The sequence below is a fragment of the Paenibacillus sp. FSL R7-0204 genome, assembly GCF_038002225.1.
Taxonomy (GTDB): Bacteria; Bacillota; Bacilli; order Paenibacillales; family Paenibacillaceae; genus Paenibacillus_AQ.
In genome coordinates, this window is the sequence record NZ_JBBOCA010000001.1 from 6,968,603 (window position 1) to 6,989,911 (window position 21,309).

A 21,309-nucleotide genomic window follows, 5' to 3' on the forward strand; every position below is an offset into this window, starting at 1 on the left:
TGCTTCCGCCCGCCATCCTGCTATCTCCCTCCCCACAGGTTATCCAAGGTCCAGATCGATCCTTATCCTAATTGGCTATACGCCAAACCCTAAACTTCATCGGTCAAAAAAAGCGAATTCAGCTCAATGCCTGAATCCGCTTTTTCTGATTCGAGTATCTTAGTCTAATCCGTTAGTCAATCAGCTTCGACTTCTGGAGCAGACGCTGAATCAGCACCGCCACTTCTGCGCGGGTGACGTTAGCCTGTGCCTCCAGCTTATTGCCGCCGCGGCCGGTGATTAAGCCGGCGGAGGCTGCGAGCGCCAGGCTGTCCTTCGCCCAGGCTCCCGTGCGGCTTGCATCCGTGAAGCCTGCAAGCACGCCTGCGGTGTTCACTGTGCCGGTCTGTTCTGCGAGACCGGTCAGCTTCATCGCCTTGGCGAGGATGTTCATGGCCTGCTCACGTGTGATCCGGTCTCCGGGACGGAAGGTTCCATCCTCGAAGCCGGTAATCAGCCCCGCCCCGGACGCTGTCCCAACTGCTGCTGCATACCAGCTATTCGCCGGAACATCTGCGAACTTCGCAGCTTCCTCTCCAAGCTTCAGGCCCAGACCGCGTACAATGATTGCTGCGAATTCTGCCCGGGTGATGTCAGCGTTCGGGTTGAACGTGGATTCGTTCACCCCGTTAATGACCAGACGGGAGCCCATGTCATTCACTGCATTCTTCGCCCAATGCTTCTCCACATCCGCGAACGTCAGCGGATGCCAGACCACCGAATAGGTGCTGTTCGTCAGACTGTGGATCTCTGTGTAATATTTACCATCCTTCTGAATGATTCTGGTCGGTACATGACGCACCGTTCCATCCGGATCGACAACGATACCCGTGGTAAGCCGATTCGGGTTCACCCCCTGCGGAAGCGCCACGGTCCGCGATACATAAGCATTGAACCGGTTCAACTCTACTGTTGTGGCCCCGGAAGAAGCAGTAACTGTGAAATCCAGGATAGGCGCTGCAAGGGTGAGACCGCCTCTGCCTGCCGCAGCGCTAACTACCTGGTTCATGGCGGCCGAAGCCTCACCAATGGTAATTCTCAGTGTAATATCCTCAAGCTTAACCCCGTTGCCTAATCTTGCGGCCAATGCGCCGATGTTAATCTCGGATGCAGGCAACGTATAGCTTCCCTTGCTGGTCTGAAGCACCAGGGTAGCCGCCACATTCTCCATATTCTTGATCATCTGGCCGCTCAATTCGCCGACAATCACATTCGAATCCAGCATCATCGGAATAGTTACTACAGCCCCATTCCCCTCAGCATCCAGCTTGGCCTGCAATCTGGCCGGATCTACCGCGATGGTCGTCGTTCTAACGTTACCGGAGGTCGTGGTCGTTGCTTTGCCCGCGTTCTCCTCCTTGCCATTCACAAGGACAATCACATCGGTAACCGTACTGGCCGGATTCCCGGAAGGGGTCCCGCTGCCCGGGCTGACCGGATCGGGAGTTGGTGTTACCGGAGTAGTCATCGCAACTACTGCAATGACGCTGCCGTATTTTACCACCTTGCCGTCAGCATCTACCTCAGCAATCCCAAGCGTATCCCCATCGGCTGCCGGAATCAGCCCTTCACTGCCTACAAGCGTGTATCCGGTCAGGAGCTCTCCCACATTCGGCACGATGATGCTGCCAGCACCAAAATTCTTAGACAGCAGCTTATGTCCATCCGCCGGTGCAGGCGTAACCTTGATTTGTGTATAGCCGTTCCTCTCTGCACCGCTCGGATCACTGGCACTCACAGCCAAGTCCCCGGCAGGGATCAAGACATTTGTTGTAAAAGTCAGCGTAGTTGCCGGTCCTGCCGGAACTGATCCGCTGGCCGCAACCCGTACCTTCACAGTATGCTCGCCGCTGAGGTCCGGCAGGTTCGTTCCGTCATAACGTACGAAAGGTCCCTCATCCACGGAGAATTCCATGCTGGTGTTCAGGCCCGCAATCGTATTGTTCAGATCATCCGCCACCACTTCTGGAGCCGCCGGGATCATGGCATCCGAGTCATGCACCATCACCTGAGCAATAGCAGAAGCAAAGTCCGTTGACGTAGCCTTCACCCGCACATAGTACGTGCCTGGTGCAAGACCGGTAATTGTAGTGTCTGTTACTTCTGTCCAAGCGTCTGCGTCCCCAATCCGGTATTCCATCTGGACGGTCAAATTCTGCAGTGTTCCGTCATTGGCTCCGTTATAGGTCACATCCGTTACACTCACTCCGACTGGAGCGGCCTGACGCACGGGAACACTTATTACTTGCGCAGCACTATCGGTGGTAGTTACCCCGTTACCCGTCTTCACGATATTCAGCACACTTCCCAGCCAGCTGCTGTCTATAACCAGCGCCCCGTCTGCTGTCGTCGTTATCGCCGAGCCGTTCACGGTGTATAAAGCGTTCGGTATCAGTCCCGTTAGTAGCTCAGCGGCATAATCAATGATACCAATAGGCGTCACTTCCGCCGTTGCCGCGAATGACGTTACCGTCAATGGCGCCGAAGCTGAGGTGAAGGCAGTTGCTGTCGCCTTCGTGCGGACTTCATAGACGCCTGGTGCAAGGTCTGTGACGGTGGTGCCTGTAACATCTGTCCATGCGCCTGCTGTAGCTTTTCTGTATTCCATCGCAGTAGTCACATTCGTGAGCGTGCCGTCCTTCGCTTGAATCGCGGTCTCATCCGTTGCCGCTACACCCGCAGGCGCTGCCGGGCGGGACGGAACATTCAGCGTCTGCGCCACGCTGTCTGTAGTCGCTGAACCGTCTCCCTTTTTCACGATGCTTAAGGGTGTTCCCAGCCAGCTGCCAGCTATAGCCAGCTTACCGCTGCTGTCTGCCGTTACAGGCTGACCGTTCACGGTATACGCACCGCCTGGTGTCAGGCCAGTCAGTTGCTCAGCAGTATAGTCAATGACAGCTGCCGGGGTTGCTTCCGGCGTTGCCCCCACTCCACTGTCCAGTACAATTCTTGTATTGTCGTTACCTACAATATAGAATTTATCATTCTGGAACCTAACCTGGTTTAATCCCTTTCCGCTGACTCCCAGCGCCTGCTCATCATATTGGGTCCAGGTAACCAGGTCTTTGGAAGAATAAACCACATGGGAATCCTGATCGTTGTACACTATACCCGCAGCAACATAATACCCGTTACCATAATCTATGGAATGCAGCTCCGTCCAGGCCGAGTCTGGATCAATCCCGTGCTTCGTCCAGACAGAGCTGCCGCTTAACACACCGCTTGTCTCCAGCAGCTGCGGGGTTCCATCATTGCCATTCGTAGCCATAACGGCATATTTTCCATTTGCATAAGTAATATCATAGAAAGCGAAGTCGCTGGAGGGCTCGTAATCCTTCAATGAGTCAAGTGAGCTCCAGCTTGTTCCATTCGTAGAAGCCCAGATCCCCCCATCACCAAAAGCCACATAAACCCCGTTCACAACCTTCACATGATTGAATGAAGCTCCGCTTAAGGTTGCTACAACAGCCCATGAGACTCCATCAGCAGATTGGAGAACATTATTGGAAGTCACAGCAACAAAACCATTAGTGCCATAAGCTAATCCTTTTACAAGACCGGCAGCTCCGGCTGGAAGAGCGGTAACCGTCCAATTCTCTCCATCTCCAGAGATACCCAGCATCCTCCCCGCTGCAACGAAAACATTGTTTCCATAGGCAATTTCAGCGAATCCCAGCTTAGGCAGCAGGTGGTTAGACACACTCAACTGATCCCAGCCGCTTGAAGAGGACATGAATATACTATCCTGAACCTCCGAACCCGCGTTTGAAAGAACGTTTCCAACAATCTCCCACTTGCTTCCATTATACGCGCTTCCTTGTAAGTTCCCGCCGAACCTGACCCAGTGGGTCTGATCAGACGTCACGACAAGACTATGTGATGACTTGGTTATCAGAACCATTCCTGGACCGTTCGAAGCGGCCGATATAATGGTATGATTCGTTACGGACTCCGCCGCTGTCCACGCCCCTCCACTATTGGACGAAGTATACATTTTACCTTCCCTGCCATATCGGTAGAGTAATGATCCCGTCTGCACAACGCCAAGCATATTATCATAAGAAGAGTCTGCGGCAAAGGTCATTCCATCGCTGCTTACATAACCGTTCTCCCAGTTTTTCGATACATAGAGCTTACCGTTGTACACAGCTAATGCATCCAGTCCAAACGTTCCGCCCAAGAATGCAGAAGTCCAGCTTGACCCGTCACCCGAGTGGGCATAAGAGGCGAATACATTGCCCGTAATCACATATTTTCCATTGAAAGTAATAATGTCTGTTAGGAAAAAAGGACTACTGGTGGTCGATTGGGCTGGCCAGAGCGCCGGAACCGTACTCCACTGGCTCCAATTCTGTCCGTCTGCAGAAGAATAGATAACGCCCAGGTCTTGCGCCCGATTAGTGGCACTCCATCTGCCGCCGGCTGCATAAAATGTTCCGTTGATGTAACGCACCTTTTGCAGGATATCAGCATTTACAGATGAGGATTTATCACTCCAGGTTCCGCCTCCGTCCGTAGAGACAATGACCTTAGCCTTTGCAGTGGAGTTTGAATAATCTACACCTACCGCTACATAAGTACTTGAAGTAAATGCAATACTCCTCCAAGAAATCTTGGCATTAGATGACGGGGTGCTAATCTTGCTCCAGCTCATCCCATCTGCCGATTGTACAATTCTCCCGCCCTCTCCTACTGCGGTATAAGTTCCGCCCGCATAGATAACACTGTTCAGATTCGTATCCAGGTTCTCTGCCACCGCCGATGCAACAGTCAAAGTATCCGCCGAAGCCTGTGCTCCGGCAATGCTCATATTCGGGAATATCAGCAATAATATAAGAATGAAAATCGAGCTTTTTTCCATAACAACGGTCTTTTCATACACAGGTCCCCTTATGTCCACTAAATGTGCCGTCCAATTTATCCGTTAATCAGCCTTCAACCCGTTAGTAAAAGTGCCCTCCTATGAGCAGAATGTAATTCTCCACATTGGATTCGACAAAATTCGCCATAAACCCTCAAAAACACTATACTAAAATTTAAAATATATCATTATATTTTTTAGCTGGATTTGGATGCGTTACCATACGCGCAAAAAAGCCCGCTCTGCCGATTGAACAGAACGGGCTGATAAATCTCCTCTACATTTCTTCCACATACCGCTTGGCTTCACCAAGGGACATATCGGTATGCTGGCGGACCAGCTTGATGGCTAGAATGAGCTGTCCATCCTTTTTTAACTGCCGGACATGCTCCTGGACCTCTTCGGGAACGACCTTCAGTGTAGTGCTTGCTGCTTCCCGGCGCTTCAGTTCAGCCGCTACCCGCTGCTCCATCTCCGGCGTCAACGTCTCGTCTACAGCCGCGGCAGGCTCCGGCCAGCGCTCCGGCTTACTCCCCCGGACTGCTGCGAGCAAAGTACCTACAAGCGAATAGAGCACCATATACTGGGCCAAACGGTACAGGTATAACCATATGGTACTTAACGTGACCACCTTCCCACCTGGCTTCAGAACGGCGAGGTTATCCGAAATGACGTACTGGCCTGGCGCATAATTATTAACATCTTGGTTCAGCTGCAATTGACCTATAGGTGAGACGATCCATTCCAGCGGCTTGTTGGTTACGGGGTTCCCGGCGGTGTCGATCATCATGCCCAAGAACGAGAAGAGGGCGACAGCAAAGACTAAATAAGCGGACCAATTCAACCTTTTGACTAACACTATAATACTGAACACAACCAGCAACGTCAGACTTCTTATGTAATCGTTATGTAGAAAAAATTGAAAAACTACCGGCAGCCCCCATCCAAACAGCAGCACCATCACAGCCGCAAACCCAAAGAAAAACAATAGAATCTTAACATTCTTCATCACTACCTGCATTCTCCTTTCCTGTCTCCTATCCTATATTTACCCAGAATGAAGTCATTTGAGGCGATCCTGTTTATAGTACAGTTATAGCTGTCAGCCGACATGTTATAAATGCAGTCTCTAATTAACCCAGGTGAAGGAGGATTTACTTACTATGAATGAATTGTTAAATATGAAGGAATTGTTCACGCAGATCATCAAGCAGGACGTCAAACCTTTTTTCTCCGCACAGGGCTATCGTACAAAGGATCTGAATTTCTACAAAACAGAAGGCCAGCTCAGCTATAAAATCAATATCCAGAAATACAAGTACAATACACACAAGGAGCTCAGCTTCTATGTGAATTACAGTATTAATTCCGAAGAGCTTGCGCAATATAGGCCTGCTAAGTCTCTGGGCTTGGCTCACTTCTATACCCGGATCGGGAACATCGTCCCCGCCGCCCCGGAACGCTACTTCCTGACGCCGGAGGTAGATGTGGACAAGTTCACGGCAGACCTGCTGCTCCACTTGGATCAGGGTCTCCAATTCATGTACACCCTAACCGATGCCAGGGCCATTATTGAATACTATATGCCGCGGATAGCACTGCATTTAAGTGAGGAGACCTTCGGGTTCCTGCTGGATACAGGGGATACAGAGACTGCGGAGCAATATCTGAAGCAGCTCCAAGCGAAATACGGCGCTGAGAAGCGCTGGGCGATCTTGGAGAAGAAGTATGCAGCGGTCTGGGAGAAATACGGAAGCCCTTCCTAGCGCACCCACCCTACACCTTCACAAAAAAGGGCTTCCCGCTCTCGTAAGGAGACATCGGGATAGCCCTTTTTCAATATACATCTGTTCAGGTTAGGATAAGTTCTCCGTCAGCAGCGTGAAGCCTTCGATCACCGCATCCTCATCAATCTCAATCATGATGCAGCGCTTGCCCTGGTAATTCACCTGCCGTACATATCTCAGGTCCTGCGGGCTGATCGTGATGGAAGCGACCTTCGTATCGATCTTGATCGACTTGGAGGTGAACTTCGGGATGACACTGCTGGCCTTCAGCTCATAGTGCTTATTGTCCACAATGGTCTCGAACGCGCGCTCCACCTTCTCCGCCGTCACATCCTCCACGCCGCTGGCCTTCAGCACACGCTCCACATCTCGGTAATCAAGTCTCGGCGGCTCTTCCTCTTCCGCGTTGTCCTCAATCACTTGATGAATCTCCTCGTACACCTGGGCAATGGTCGCCACATCGATCTGTTCGCCCGCCACTTCCTTCACGATGTCCTCAAAAATAGACCGTTCCTCCAGCGCCGTCACCGACCGCTCCGCATTGAGAACCTGCTCGATAAATTGCGCATTCGGGTTATTCGAACTCCCTGTGCAATAGAGCACACGGTTGATATCCGAATAGTTGTCCGTCACACTCGGGTAGAAGAAGCCCTGCTCCGGCGTGCTGAGCTTGATGATGGGATCAACCATGATATTATATTTGAATTCCCGCTCCACATAATCGAACAGAAGCGTCTTGCGCTGCTGCTCCGTGGAATTCACGCTGCACAGAATGAACGGATGCGCGAATACCTCGTCCTTGCCGGTCTCCTCAGCTTCGTCATTACGCGCCTTGGTCGGCCGGAAGTATTGCCCCCGCACGAACGTGACTACGGCATCCTTCTCATACTTGGCATCCACCAGCATTTTGTCCACCAGCATGAGCATCAGGTCCTGCCACTCCTCCGGGTCACCGGTTATCAGCCCCTGGTGCAGCATCACCTGCGACGGCTCCTCCGCTTCCTCCAGGAACTTCAGCTCGAACAGCTTCTGGTCCAGCTCGCCCGTCAGCAGCTTGCGGAAGTTGCTCATATACAGCTCCTGCTTCTCGCGTTCCAGCATGGCGAACGGCTGGCGCTCGAAGTGGTAGATTTCGTTCGTTTCTTTCATAATATAGACATTCAGAATATCGTACAGATTCAGCTGATCATGGTCCATCTTGAACTGCTTGCGTATATGTGCGGCTTCTTTCTTGATCATGGGTTGTGACACAGCTCCTAAGTAATTGATTGGTTAGGCAGTAGCCTCCTTAATTATAGCACGTACGTTCTCCATGCAGTAAAAATTCCGATTTTTCTCCTCACCTCAATGAAGGTGAATTCTCAACGTTGGTGATAATAAACCCCCTTCCGGCGAAGGGGTTTCATTTATCAGTTCTATTCATTTTTTGTAGGCGGCTTCAAGGTCCAGTAGATTCTTATCCGAGATTACCTGGTAATTACCAGCCTGTTGGGGAAATTCCAGACTTGCCATAACTTCAGCTTTGAACAATCCATTCTCACTCTCTACTGTCTTGTCTGTTCCTGAAGATATCTTAATTAAGACCCATCCGGTGCGATAATTTTCCTCCTTGCGGATAATGCTGATCCATGAATCTTCAACATCGGCAGGCTGTATCTGCGGGTCTCCGTAGAGGTAGTTCCAGTAGAAGCGTTCCCCGGATTTCTTAGTGTTTCCTCCTTTGCTAAGGCTTTCAAGCTTCCCCCCAGCATCAACACATAAGTAAGCAGTATCTCCAGATAATTCATAGATAACATCATCACTGCCACGCAGCTCAAACAGAATACCTGGAGTTACGCTGATTGCTGGCGACCACCCAGCATTCCAGGATATATCAACTATTTCGTCAGCAGGCACATCAACAGCATTCAGTTCCTTCACTTTTTCCTCCGTATTGAGCGAGCACCCGGTACCAATCAGTGCCAGAGTAAGGACTACGCAGATAAATCCCCACCTTAATCTGCCACCTTTGATTTTGTTAAATCTTATATTCAGCACCTCCTCTATTCAATTTAGAAAATTAAGATCAGATTGCAGGCTCCATCTTGTTAGGCTGGGGCCCAGGACCGTTTTTTGCCCAATAAATAATATAATAAATAGAGCTATCGTATGTTATGTTCCCTGGGTTACTTATATTATTTACAGAATATTCATTTGTCCAGGTGGTATATCCTGGGGACGAATAATTCCATCTTAAAGGATTTAGCAACTACTTTTTGATAATTAGCTAGTGGCGAAGGTTTAGTGGTTGTTTTATAACCCCAATATCCAAGAGTATTCAAATCATCAACTACTAAATCCGCCATACTAGCTATAGGTAAACTCATACTGAAACCCTGACCTGAATGATAGCCTGGATTTTGGAATACATGCACACCAATAGAATATCCATAACAATTATATCCGGTATAGCTGTTTGACCATGATCCTATCACTGTGCTATTTATTAATGAATAGCTGGCTTTAGCAGAGCTTTTTGAGGAAGAGACATCGAGAATCCTCCTAGCCAACTCCGCTAGTTCTGTATAATTATATGGGATGTGGTCCTCATTTACTACTCCCCGCACAATGTCCGAAACGATTGTTTTCACAGCATTCTCAGTGTATTCATTCTGTTCTACTCCCTCAGGCAAGATCAGCCCGTTATCAACGAGGGTATCCAGTAATTTATCGCTGCTTAATAATTCACACAAAAATTCCATGTTTTTATTTTCTGCGAATGCTAAAAAGCCTTTTCTGCCATTGAACAGAAAAGGCCACTCCGACATCAAAACATATCTACTACACAATAACCATATCCAACTATCGCCTGTTAATCCGAATGCAGCGGGGTGCTCTCGATATCAAGGACCCTTGCCTTATCAGACAGGAATTGCCGCACAGTCTCCTCAATTAAATCCTTCCCCCCGCCAATCTCAAATCTCATGATTTCCCTCCGTCTCTCCCCGCTTGATCGCATACATCCGCTTGTCGGCTTGGCGCAAAAGAGCATCCGGAGCCGTTCCGTCCTGCGGATACAAGCTGATGCCGATGCTCATATCGATCTTCAGCTCTTCGCCTTCATAATCCAGCGTGACCTGTGCAGCCGACGTCAGCAGCCGGTGCTCCAGCTCTGCGGCGGTCAGCCCGTCCCCACCCACGGGGCAGAACAGCACGAATTCGTCGCCGCCGAAGCGGGCCGCCAGCCCGTCCGGCTGAACCAGCTGATGGATCATGCCCGCTACCTTGCATAACATCTGGTCTCCGGCCTCATGACCCCAGCGGTCGTTCACCTGCTTGAACCGGTCGAGGTCGAGCAGCAGGATGGCTACTTCTCCGCCACTGCGCTCTGCTTCCGCAAGAATCTCCTCCAATTTGTCGTAGAACTGCCTGCGGTTCGGCAGCCCTGTAAGCGGATCATGATAGGCCATGAAGGCAATCTGCCGCACATGCTGATTGCGCAGCCGGATGTCCCGGATGAGCAGCACAGCATGGATCTCATGATCCACGGTCACGTAATCTCCGTTAATCATCACCTCAACCGGACTATCCCCGTTACGAAGCACCATCTCCAGCTCACCGATATCGTCCTGCGCCTTAAGCTTCGCCACAATCTCTGCACCGCCCAGATCGGTAAGGTTAGCCTTCCCCAGGGTCAGACGGCCAAACATCTTACCGGCACTCGGATTCGCTTCCTTAATGCTGCCTGACAACGAGACGAGCAGCGCCGCCTGTGAATTGATTTGGAACATTTTCTTGTAGCGCTGTCCCGCATGATTAAGGAACTCATACCTCTGCATGGACAGGCGCAGCACGAAGCACCAGATCAGTCCTCCGTAGATATACGTATAAGGCGGCAGCACTTCATTGAAGCGGAAATAGCCGAACACAGCGACCCAGAGGAACGTCACCCAGGAGCCGTGCTCCAGCAGCTTGAAGATACCGCCATGCTCCTGATAATCAGGATCGGCGGCACTCCACTTGCGCCTACTTCGCAGCATGACGATGGGGATGAAGCTAAGCAGCAGACTTGCCGTTAAGGTCCCGTAGTAGGCTGCATTGGCTATCGGCCATTTCCAGACCCCGGATACCATGAACAGTTGGACGGAGGTATAGGAACGTTGACCAATGAGTCCCGCCGGGATCGCCAGCGTTAGGATATGGAACAGATAGGGGTACCACGGCCGGGACATCCGCTTATGTAGGCCAATCAACCGTGCAATCAGATGGAAGCCAAGCCCTGGAATGAGGATACCGACATTGGCGAACCAGACCGCAGCCAACACCGGACTATATTCAATCGGCAGCATATACCGGATGTACTCCTCCAGGAACAGCAGGAAATAGCACAGAATTGTAGCGCTTACCAGACGATGTTCAATCTTCCGCGGGTTGCGCAGCAGCACATCCATTCCCATGTAGAAAAAGAAGAGCATCGGCAGCCAATAAAATACGACAGGTATCCACACATGGGTCGGGCTCATTTCTCTTCTCCTCTACAGTCTGTCACGGACATAGTTAATCTTAATTTTAATATATTACCGGGCGGAGACGCCGTCAATGAACAAGTTCTGTGGTATGGGTTAAGGCGGCGTATTGGCTGCGGAACAGCAGATCATAGGCTTCATTCCGGCCACGCAGGTTAGCATGGGTATCGCAGGCTGCCACCTTACCGGCTTGCAGAACCAGCACCTTGTCACAGTCTTGAATTGTAGAGAGGCGGTGCGCGATCGAGATCATGGTTGTGCCGGCAGACAGACGCTTCAGCTCATTCCTAATGCCGCTCTCATTCTCAGGGTCCAGGGCGCTTGTACTTTCATCGAAAATAATAATGTCCCGCTTCTGCAGCAGCGCCCGCGCAATCGACAGCCGCTGCTTCTGGCCCCCGGAGAGCTTCATCCCCTTCTCCCCGATAACCGTATCCAGTCCTTGCTCGAGCGATGTAATGAAGTCAAAGATATTGGCGCTGCGGCAGCAGGCTATCAGCTCTGCTTCCGTTGCCCCGTCTCCCGCCAGCAGCAGGTTCTCCCGGATCGTCATATTGAACAGAACAGGCTCCTGCACCACGATGCTTACCTTGGCGGCCACACTCCCGCTGTTCACCTCATGCAGATCCGTGCCGCCGATGCGGACGCTCCCGCCCTGGGGCTTCATCTGTCCGGTCAGCAGCCTGGCAAGCGTTGACTTGCCGCTTCCGCTCTGCCCTACAATGGCTAGATGCTCCCCCTTCCCCACCGAGAACGAAATTCCCTCCAGTGCGAAGGCCTTCGTCCCCTCATAGCGGAACTGCAAATTCTGAACCTCAATCTCCTGTCCGCTTATGCCCTTGTAAGGCCGCTGGTCCGCTTCTGCACGCAACAATCCGATCACTTTACTGATATTCACCGAATCATTCTTGTAATTCATCAGGCCATTGCTGATGGTCTCGATGAACCCGAAGAACTGCCCGTAGAAGCTGATGAACACCAGCAACACACCGACCTCCGAGTAGCCTTTAATTACGAAGAGTCCGCCAATGAAGTAGATGAACAGTTGGGTAATGAAGTTCTTGGTGAAGAACGAATAAGTAACGCCCAAATGCTGATAGAGCTGGCTGCGGAACCACACCGGACGGATAGCTGCATAATGCCCGTTCAATTCCTCCAGCTGGGCCTCCTCCAGATTATTGGTCTTAATATCCTTCCAGTTCTGCAGACTTCCATATAAAAAAGATTCGTACCCGTTCTGCAGCCTCCATAGCTCCTCCCCCGCCTTCCTCGTCTTCTCGCCCAGGAGATTCACCGTCAGCAGGGAGACCGGAACGAAGACGAAGCTTAGGAGGGCAATCCGCCAGTCATAGCTTACAAGAATCCCAGCCAGCGCAGCAGCATACAGGACAGCATAGCTGAAATCTAACAGATGAACCGTAAAGAACCGTCCGGCTGCAGCTGAATCTTGCTCGATCCGGCTTTTTAGATCACCAACACTGTACCTGCTATACTCCTCATAATCCAGGCTGCTCACTCTATTCAGCAGCTTGCGCTTAAGCCTGAGGTCATACTTCAGGAGCAGCTGGTTGGAGTAGCGCTTGCTGACCGCAATCCCGGCCGTCGTAAGCAGGAATACTCCCAGATACCCCGCGATAACCGGCCATAGCACATCCATATGCGCCTCTACCAGCACACGATTGACGAGCAGGGAGTACAGGAATAACGGAAGAAGTCCGCAGACCAGATTCCACAGCTTGAACAGCGCGAGCGCCAGCAGCGGCTTATGGACACCTTCAATCCCCTGAGTCAGCGCCTTATAGGCGGCCCATCTTGTCATGGTCATACCGCTTCGCCTCCTGCAGACTGTTCGCTAAATAGATCTATGTACGTTTTGTTGCTTCTGATCAATACATCGTGAGTATCGTAGCCTGTGACCCGGCCATCCTCCAGCACTGCAATCCGGTCACAGCCTCTAAGCGTGGACAACCGATGGGCGATGATGATCAGCGTCCGGTCTTGAGCAAGCTCACTGGTCATCTGCCGGATCAACGCCTCATTCTTGCTGTCGAGGGACGAAGTCGCTTCATCGAAGACCAGAATTTTCGGATTCTTGACCAGGATTCGCGCAATAGCCAGACGCTGCTTTTGGCCACCCGATAATTCCTGCCCGGAAGTCCCCAGCACCGTGTCCAGCCCGTCCGGGAGATTCAGGACCAGCTCATGCAGCGCAGCTCTCTTAAGTGCTTCGAGTAGCAGACTGTCCTGATCACGATTATTCGTAAAAGAGAGATTATACCGCAGCGTGTTATCGTACAGAACCGTTTCCTGATGAACCACGCCCACCTGACTCCGCAAGCTGTGCAGGTTATATTCGTTCACGTTGCGGCCATCGATCAGAAGCTCACCGCCGTCAATGGGATAGAGGCTACAGAGCAGGCTTCCGAGCGTTGTTTTCCCGGCTCCGCTCCTTCCGGCAATGCCCACAGTGCTCCCTCCCTCCACACGGAGATTGAACCCGTCCAGCACCCGTCTCTCCTCCGTATATCCGAAGCTGACATTGCAAAATTCAATCGTCCCCTCTGTAATCAGTGTGGGCAGAAGGCCTTCTCTATAGTCCTCTTCCTCTTCATTCAGAAGCTCCGCAACACGCTGCAAAGATACATTTTGGCCCCAGGTATCGCTAATCTTGCTATTGATCGAGCTGAAGTAAGTCACCGCCATATTGAAATAGCTGGCGGCAGCCACAAAAACACCTAACTGCATCTGCCCCTTCACGATCAACCGGGCGCAGATGATGAACAGCAGCAGCTGTGCGGCAAGCGTGATGAATGCGTTCACCCGCTCGGTGGTTACCTCGATTCTTCCATTGTCCACATTCTTGTGATGGATAGAGACTGTCCGCCTAAGATAGGTACGGGTTACCAGCCTTCCGGCATTCAGCAGCTTGATCTCCCGCATATTGGCCACAATTTCAAATAAGTACGAGGACAGCCTCCCCTGCTCCTCTGCCAGATCCCGGTTAACTCTAAGCGCCCGTTGCTTAAAGTATTTCGAGGCCAAGAACACGACAGGCACCAGCACCACCGTGAACACTCCCAGCAGGACATGATAATAGAACATGAAGCCCACGGCGAACACGATATGCAGCAGATTGGAATACCCCCACAGTCCGCTCCAGAAGAGGAGATTCATAATGTCCTTGGCATCGCGGTTTATCCGGCTGATCAGGTCGCCGCTGTACATCCCCGAGAGGTCCTTCCCCTTTTGATGCAGAATTTTGCGGAATAGCGCCCGCCGGATATCGAACACGAACCCCGTCATCATCTGGGAGGAGATCAGATTGTTCAGCGTCGCCACAATAAACTGATTGAACAGGAGAATTCCGGCATAGATCAGGCATAGCTTCAGGAAAGCATTCAGATCCTGTTCATAAAAAGCGATATCAATCAGCCGTCCGCCCAGGAACGGATACATCAGGTTCACCAGAGTCATTAAAGTAGTCACAAAGAAACCGCATACAAACACCAGCTTGTGCATCCGTATGAACGTCATCACCCAGCGTCTTGCAGTCACCGCTCCACCCCCTTCCATATATTCACAAGGAATATTGTAGCACGGATGTTCGTATATGGGGAGTGACCAACTCTCCATTTATCTAATAGTGGAAAGTTAACTTTACATTTGGATCATCATGCGATACACTCTCCATGTAAAGTTAACTTTCCATGAAGAGAGTGATTCCATGAACAACCATTTGGAAGAGTTACGCAAGCAGCGCGGAATCAGGCAGGAGGAATTAGCAGCGGCGCTTGAGGTGTCCAGGCAAACGATTGGTTCACTGGAGAACGGCCGCTATAATCCGTCCATCCTGCTGGCGTTCAAGATCGCCCGGTATTTCGGGCTGAGCATTGAGGAGATTTTTATTTATGAGGAGGAAGAGAATTGATGAAGAAATCCGCCACCGCTTATCTTCTGGTTATTGCAGGTGTAGTCCTGCTGGCAGGCAGTCTGTACCTTATTAGAACCAATTCAGACCCGGAGGGGTTAATGCGGACACTGCCCTATGTCTGTATCGGGCTTGCTTCCGGCATGTTCGGAAGTGGCATGGGAGAGCTCATGAGCCGGCAAGCGATGAAGAGTAACCCTGCCGCAGCCAAGCAGGTTGAGATTAACAAGCACGATGAACGCAATATCGCCATTGCAACCCGGGCGAAGGCGAAGGCCTATGACATGATGGTTTTTGTATTCGGGGCTTTAATGCTGGCTCTTGCCTTAATGGAAACTGAACTCACCGTTGTGCTGTTACTGGTATTCGCCTACCTGTTCACGATTGGATACGGCATCTATTACCGGTTCAAGTATGATCGGGAGATGTGAGCGGCGACCGTTCTGACTGTCGTGATCCGCTCAAGCCAGCAACGCCCGGGCGACCTGATCCACGATACAATTGATGCCTGTAGGTCCATAGCAGCCGATCCAGGTAGCCGCATCTACCGGGTATATACGCTGCTGGTCTGTACCCAGCATGCCTCTCACGCTTTGTTCTGTCATTGATATTCCTCCCTGCATTCTCTCGTTGCTAAGCAAAAAGTAGTAGTTAGCATGCACAGCCGGAAGTCTGTCCACGGAAATATGATAGGCCGTGTCGGAGGCGGTGTCCGCCACAAATAACGGGGCAGGCAGACCAAGGTCGCGGTACAGTACAGCACCTGTGCGGTGAGAAGCCGTGTGTACCCGGACGATGGACTCGCGCGGACGGATCAGCGCCACGCTTTTACCCGCGAGTACCGGAGCAAGCTCTGCGGACAGCAGTTCCGTACGGCGCAGGTAATCGGCAATAATGCGATCTGCCTCCGCCTGCTTGCCTGTCAGTTCGCCGAATAGCTTCAGAATGGTCTGCCAGCTCTCATTGCGCTTGAACATGATCGCCGGCGCCACCCGGCTTAAGCGTTCATAGTGCGGAGCATGCACCTCGGTGCAGATAATCAGATCCGGGCGCAGCCGTTCTACAGCCAGCAGGTCCGGGTACTCATAGGTGCCGAGCATTTCCGTTGCCATCAATCTCTCCCGGAAATACGGAGGGAAATTCAGCGCCCCGCTTCCGAAGCCTACACTTCCTGCGGGGGATATCCCCAGCGCATGCAAATGGTCAGCATATTGGACGTCAAGCACGGCGATCCGCCGCGGAGCAGCGGTGACACGATATTCGCCCCGCAGATGGCGGATCACCGGACCCTGTGGTGATCCGTGCGGGAAGGCCAAACGATCCGGCAATTCCGCAGGAACGGTAACCGCACCGGAATCTAAAGCGGCAGTACGCCTGAAGAGCTGCGGAGGGACTCCATAATGCTTCTTGAATGCCCTGCTGAAATAATACATGTCGCGGTAGCCTGTCCGCTCAGCGATCTCCCCGATGGGAGCATCCGTATAACGCAGCATCCGCTCTGCATTCTCCATCCGCAGCCGGATTACGTATTCCATCGGGCCGAGCCGCTTCTCCTGCTTGAACCGCCGCTGGAGCTGCCGCACGCCGCATCCGGCCAGCGCGGCCAGCTCCTTAAGCCCCAGCTCCTGACGATAATGCCCCTCGATATAGGCGGCAACAACCTCCACCATATCCGGCTCTCTGCCGCCCTGACCGCGTTCATGCTCCATAATAAGCTCGTAGAGCATGCCTTGTAGCAGCGCATTGGCATGGAAGCGTTCCAGCCCTTCTCCCCGGCTCCATTTGGCGGCAATTCTCTCCGCCGCCATATGCAGCTCCGCCGGGGGCGCGGAATGATACACAAACGAAGTGCGCAGCGGGTGATTGCGCTGCGGGAAGAGCACATGTGCTGCTCCCGCCACAGGAATGGCCTTGTAGCTAATAGCTGTATAATGAATGTTGTCTGATCCCGCACTCAGAGTATAGGCTGATCCCTTGGCAGCATGACAGGCAAAAGAGGCCTGGACATGGCAGCCTTCACCATTCATCACAAGCCCTCCCTGCCCGCCAATGGCCAGCAGCAGCTGATTTGCCGCCAGTTCCGTTTCGCTCAGCACACCGCCGGGCGGCACAGTACCACTGCGCACATCAAGCGTCTTGACTGCTGTATCACTCCATAGACTTGCCTGTTCTTGTTGCGGCATTTCTCTCATCTCCTGACAACAGTATCCTTTGCTAAACGGATAGACCTGCTGTCATTTTAATTGAGATTCATTCTCAATGTCAATCTTCGGACACTTTCTGCAATATTCCCCGGACATCCGGTAGTAGAAACAGCACGTAATGCGCTTGCTCTTCGCAACCGGAGCCTCGTCATTCCCCCCGGTGAACCGGGTGAACGGGTTGCGTCTTGAGCCGAACAATGTGCCGGGAGCCGTCCGGGTCAGAAACGCAAAATCCTCTTGCATCCGCAGCCTTTCTTCACCGGATAGGTCTGCTCTAGGCGCATACAACGGGGCAATACGCACCATAATATTCTCCCACAGCACGGCCATGGAGACGGGTCCAACGTTGGCAAGCATCTGCAGCAGCGGCGCAAGCCGTGCCGCAAAATTCTCCTCAATAACAGCTTCGCGCCACACGGCCCTATCCTTCTGTGGTGAGGCTGACTGAAGCCCGTCCAGCGCCAGGAATGGGAATGTCGTCTCTTCTGTAGAAGCCGGATGATAGAGGAAGCTTCTGTCCAGCGGGAAGAAGACTTCATGATTATGAACGGTCATGGCGGTCAGTATTGGCGCGATCCACAGATAGCCGATCCTTTTGGCCAGCATGGAGGCAGCAACCTGCATGTCCGGCGCACCGATATAATCCTTAAGCCAGCTGATATATTCGCGGCATACCGCTTCATCTTGCAGCTCACTCAGAGCGATGGTGCGGACGCTGTCCGCAGGCGGCTCCCCCAGCCTCATCCGGTAATCCTCCGCCAGTTCCCTCCAGCGGGCCGACGACAAATAGCGGTCCATCTCAGTTGGCTCCAAGCAGCGCTTCCGAGGCCTGATCTACAATAATATTGATCGCCAGGGGACCATAATACGCGATCCAGAGCGTTGAATTCACATCATAGGCCCGGTTATTCTTCACTGCATCAAGGGATTTCCAGATCGGACTGCTGGCCAGAGCCTCTGCCTCTTTGGCGAACAGATCATCTGAGAGCAGGAAATAGCGGTCTGCCCCGATATCAGAGACAGTCTCCATCGATATTTCGACCGAGGTGTCATCCTTGATGGCTTGAACGAACGCAGGTGCCTTTAATCCCAGATCCTCATACAGAATGCTTCCTGTCCGGTGCTCGGGACCATGTACCCGAATCCCTTCCGGTCTTGGACGAATCAGCGCCACCGTCTCGTCGCCCAGCTTCGCCGACAGTTGCTCACGCAGTCCGGTGATTTTGTCCTCGTAGGCCTTCTTCACTACTTCAGCCTCTGCCTGCTTCCCTGTTATTGTACCGATGGTAGCCAGCGTATCCCGCCAATCCTCATAGAAGTCCAGGACGATTGTAGGCGCGATTTTACTGACACTCTCATAAGCTTCTTCCTGAAAATCAGTCATCAAGATCAGATCCGGGTTCAGCGCCACAATGGCTTCCAGATTGGGCTCATCGCGTGTACCCAGGACCTTCACCCCGTCCATTTGAGCACTCAGATATTCCGGGAACTCGTCCTTGGTTCCGGCAACTACGCTGCCTGCCGGCTTCTCTCCAAGCGCGATCAGCTGATCGGCGAATTTCACGTCAAGCACAGCGATCACCTTCGGCTTCTCCGTAAGCGTATATTCGCCCTTGATATGTTTGAAGGTAACCGGGTAGGCTGCTGTAGCCTGTGCTTCCGGTGATGCCTGCGCCTGTACTTCAGGCGACGGGGACGGCTCAGCTGAAGCTGAAGGCTGTGCGGCTGTGCCAGCATTAGCTCCCCCTCCAGACCCGCAAGCTGTCAGTACCAGTACCAGCGCCAGCATCCATACCATGAATAATCCTGATTGCCGGGCGGCAAATTTCTTCCTGCCGGCCTCTTGTTTCTGTGTTGCTCTGTTCACGCTGACTCCCCCTGTTATGTATTATGTGATAATGATTTTCATTATCATAATTGTTACAGCGAGTATAGCCGATCTGCCGCCTCTGTTTCCATGTACTTTTGCGACATTGCAGCCGGATAAATGCGACATGGGTTGCTATTAGCGTGTGTTTCCAGCCGGTTCCATAGTCGGATACAGCAACAAGCCCGCATCCTGTTGCCAGATGCGGGCTTGCTTTTATGAACAGCTGCTACCTATTAATGAAGTTAAGCCCAATATTGCCGGGCAATCTCTTGCCCCTGTCTAATCTTCGCCCATTGCTCCGCTTCCGTCAGCTCATTCCCCCCGTCACAGGAGGCGAAGCCGCATTGGTGGGAGAGCAGTAATCTCTCCTTCGGAATGATCGTGGACGCTTCATCCAGCATGCGGAGGACACGGGTCTCATCGTCCAGCGTACTGGTTTTGGAAGACAGCAGGCCAAGTACAATTTCCGTCTCCGGTCTATCCTTGAACACGGCAAGTGCCTCCAGCGAGCCCGCGCGTTCGTCGTCCCACTCCAGGAAGAAGCGGTCGTACTTCAGCTGCTTCAGGAACAAGTTGGCAATCTTCACATAAGAGCCGCCGCCCATATTCCGGGAATCGTAATTGCCGCGGCAGTTATGGGTCCACATAAGCAGCCCCAGGCTATGTCCGTAATCAATAATGGTGTTGTTAATATCGATGAACTCTGTCGCGAGACTCTGTACTTCCTCGTGGTTGATTGCCTCACCGGTAAATGGCGAATTTGGATTATCGTCCGCGAACAGCTCCCAGAGGCAGTCGTCGAATTGCAGAATCTTACCGCCAGCAGCCGCGAATTCCCCTACAAAATCCTTATAAGCCGTCACCAGACCGGCCTTCAGCTCATCACGGTTCTGGTACACTGCCCCCTCGCCGCCAAGGTTATCCGACCAGGACAGCTCTCCGAAGATATGGGACGGTGAAGGCACGCACAGCTTCGTCTCCCGGTCTCCGGCATGCTCCTGAAGCTGGCGGTACGCCTGAAGGAAGTGGTGATTCTTCCCGCCCAGCTCGCCTGTGATGCGCAGACCGATGTCTTTGCGCGTCTCGTATTTGGAGGTGCCGTCAATGTCTCTGAAGAAATACCCGTGAGGCGCAATATAGCGCTGAATTCCCTGGAAGCCCCACGCGAAGTCCAAATGCCACATCGACTTAGAGTACTCCCCGTCCGTCAGAACCGTCAGCCCATTCTCGCTCGCTTGCTCGACTACCGACTGAATCGCCTTCGCCTCACACTGCTCATAGCCCTGGAAATCCCCGTAAAAGGGATACTGAATATCGTCCCGGTGTTCAATCTGCTGCTTATATTCTAATAGCTCCGCCGGACGCAGCAGGCTGCCTACAATCTGAAATCTATCACACATGATTAGTCCTCCTCTAATTCCACTGTTCTGTCTTTGTGTATAAATTCTAGCATGGAGTACGGCCTTAGACGTAACACTTATAACTGATATCTGGCTATAGGGAGAAGTTATACGCTCACTCCGCTGCCGTAATACAATCGTAAGGTTTCGCTTAGAGAATCGTAAGCTCTGCCGCTTATGCTGTTCCATGTAACCACTACAAAGAAATGGAGCGTGATTAGCATGGGTAACAGCAAAGCAGGCAAACGGTTCATGATGGCGGCAGTATTGGTACTTTCTCTGGCGGTGTCCGGCATCTCCGGCGCAGCGGCAGGCATCAAGACGATGAAGAAAGACGGCATGGAGTTAATGAACCTTAGACAGGCCGCCATGATGTACGGCTACAGCATTGAATGGAACAGCAAAGACCGCTCCGTCTCGCTGATGTACATGGACAAGATGATGGATGACGGCAAGATGATGGACAACGATAAGATGACGGACGACGGCAAGATGATGGATGATGGTATGATGCCGGCGGCCAAGATGATCAAGATCATGATCGGGTCGAAAAAAATGATGGTCGATGGTAAAACGGTCAATCTGAGCATGGCTCCGGCCCTGTACGATGGCAGTACTTATGTGGCGGATACGGTAGTGACCATGTACATGAAGCCTGCCAAGGCCATGAAATAAGACGGGATGAGCGATGAACTCACCCTGTGATATGATGGAA

General features: G+C 52.1%; 16 protein-coding genes. 4 read left to right on the plus strand and 12 right to left on the minus strand.

The window, feature by feature from the left end; all coding sequences use genetic code 11:
- Nucleotides 1-172: 172 nt before the first annotated feature.
- Complete coding sequence (locus MKX42_RS30130) at nt 173-4,900, minus strand: S-layer homology domain-containing protein (RefSeq protein WP_340756906.1); 4,728 nt, start codon at nt 4,898-4,900, stop codon at nt 173-175.
- A gap of 277 nt (nt 4,901-5,177) precedes the next feature.
- On the minus strand, nt 5,178-5,912 hold the full coding sequence (locus tag MKX42_RS30135; protein ID WP_340756908.1) for a hypothetical protein: 735 nt from the start codon (nt 5,910-5,912) through the stop codon (nt 5,178-5,180).
- A gap of 151 nt (nt 5,913-6,063) precedes the next feature.
- Between MKX42_RS30135 and MKX42_RS30140 the strand changes: the two genes are divergently transcribed.
- Nucleotides 6,064-6,666, plus strand: coding sequence for a DUF4304 domain-containing protein (locus MKX42_RS30140; RefSeq protein WP_340756910.1), 603 nt, complete (start codon nt 6,064-6,066; stop codon nt 6,664-6,666).
- Between the two features lie 90 nt (nt 6,667-6,756).
- On the opposite strand, the gene MKX42_RS30145 is transcribed toward MKX42_RS30140, so the two are convergent.
- From MKX42_RS30145 to MKX42_RS30170, 6 genes are all read right to left on the minus strand, one after another.
- Nucleotides 6,757-7,926 carry a DUF4317 domain-containing protein gene (locus tag MKX42_RS30145; protein WP_340756912.1) on the minus strand — a complete coding sequence of 390 codons (1,170 nt, stop codon included), beginning with the start codon at nt 7,924-7,926 and terminating at the stop codon, nt 6,757-6,759.
- A 180-nt stretch (nt 7,927-8,106) separates the two neighbouring features.
- Nucleotides 8,107-8,607 (minus strand): hypothetical protein, encoded by a 501-nt coding sequence (locus MKX42_RS30150; RefSeq protein WP_340756915.1) that lies wholly within the window; start codon nt 8,605-8,607, stop codon nt 8,107-8,109.
- Between the two features lie 269 nt (nt 8,608-8,876).
- Complete coding sequence (locus MKX42_RS30155) at nt 8,877-9,494, minus strand: hypothetical protein (protein ID WP_340756916.1); 618 nt, start codon at nt 9,492-9,494, stop codon at nt 8,877-8,879.
- 147 nt (nt 9,495-9,641) lie between these two features.
- Nucleotides 9,642-11,189: a GGDEF domain-containing protein gene (locus MKX42_RS30160; RefSeq protein ID WP_340756917.1), complete on the minus strand. Its 1,548-nt coding sequence runs from the start codon at nt 11,187-11,189 to the stop codon at nt 9,642-9,644.
- A 73-nt stretch (nt 11,190-11,262) separates the two neighbouring features.
- A complete protein-coding gene (locus MKX42_RS30165) occupies nt 11,263-13,017 on the minus strand; it encodes an ABC transporter ATP-binding protein (RefSeq protein WP_340756918.1) in 1,755 nt (584 codons plus the stop codon).
- Nucleotides 13,014-14,747, minus strand: coding sequence for an ABC transporter ATP-binding protein (locus MKX42_RS30170; RefSeq protein ID WP_340756920.1), 1,734 nt, complete (start codon nt 14,745-14,747; stop codon nt 13,014-13,016). The genes MKX42_RS30165 and MKX42_RS30170 overlap by 4 nt, the downstream gene beginning before the upstream one ends.
- Before the next feature lie 169 nt (nt 14,748-14,916).
- On the opposite strand from MKX42_RS30170, the gene MKX42_RS30175 reads away from it, so the two are divergent.
- Together MKX42_RS30175 and MKX42_RS30180 are read left to right on the plus strand one after the other, a co-directional pair.
- Nucleotides 14,917-15,120, plus strand: a complete 204-nt coding sequence (locus tag MKX42_RS30175; protein WP_340756921.1) for a helix-turn-helix transcriptional regulator — start codon at nt 14,917-14,919, stop codon at nt 15,118-15,120.
- On the plus strand, nt 15,120-15,551 hold the full coding sequence (locus tag MKX42_RS30180; protein WP_340757893.1) for a hypothetical protein: 432 nt from the start codon (nt 15,120-15,122) through the stop codon (nt 15,549-15,551). The genes MKX42_RS30175 and MKX42_RS30180 overlap by 1 nt, the downstream gene beginning before the upstream one ends.
- Before the next feature lie 30 nt (nt 15,552-15,581).
- On the opposite strand, the gene MKX42_RS30185 is transcribed toward MKX42_RS30180, so the two are convergent.
- The 4 genes from MKX42_RS30185 to MKX42_RS30200 form a co-directional block, all read right to left on the minus strand.
- Nucleotides 15,582-17,303 (minus strand): AraC family transcriptional regulator, encoded by a 1,722-nt coding sequence (locus MKX42_RS30185; protein WP_340756923.1) that lies wholly within the window; start codon nt 17,301-17,303, stop codon nt 15,582-15,584.
- 51 nt (nt 17,304-17,354) lie between these two features.
- Complete coding sequence (locus MKX42_RS30190; protein WP_340756925.1) at nt 17,355-18,122, minus strand: (2Fe-2S)-binding protein; 768 nt, start codon at nt 18,120-18,122, stop codon at nt 17,355-17,357.
- A gap of 1 nt (nt 18,123) precedes the next feature.
- Nucleotides 18,124-19,191 carry an ABC transporter substrate-binding protein gene (locus tag MKX42_RS30195; RefSeq protein WP_340756927.1) on the minus strand — a complete coding sequence of 356 codons (1,068 nt, stop codon included), beginning with the start codon at nt 19,189-19,191 and terminating at the stop codon, nt 18,124-18,126.
- Nucleotides 19,192-19,436: 245 nt separating this feature from the next.
- Complete coding sequence (locus tag MKX42_RS30200) at nt 19,437-20,594, minus strand: 5-methyltetrahydropteroyltriglutamate--homocysteine methyltransferase (protein WP_340756928.1); 1,158 nt, start codon at nt 20,592-20,594, stop codon at nt 19,437-19,439.
- Nucleotides 20,595-20,816: 222 nt separating this feature from the next.
- Here MKX42_RS30200 and MKX42_RS30205 point away from each other — a divergent pair, with 222 nt between their 5' ends.
- Complete coding sequence (locus MKX42_RS30205) at nt 20,817-21,269, plus strand: hypothetical protein (protein ID WP_340756930.1); 453 nt, start codon at nt 20,817-20,819, stop codon at nt 21,267-21,269.
- Nucleotides 21,270-21,309 lie beyond the last annotated feature (40 nt).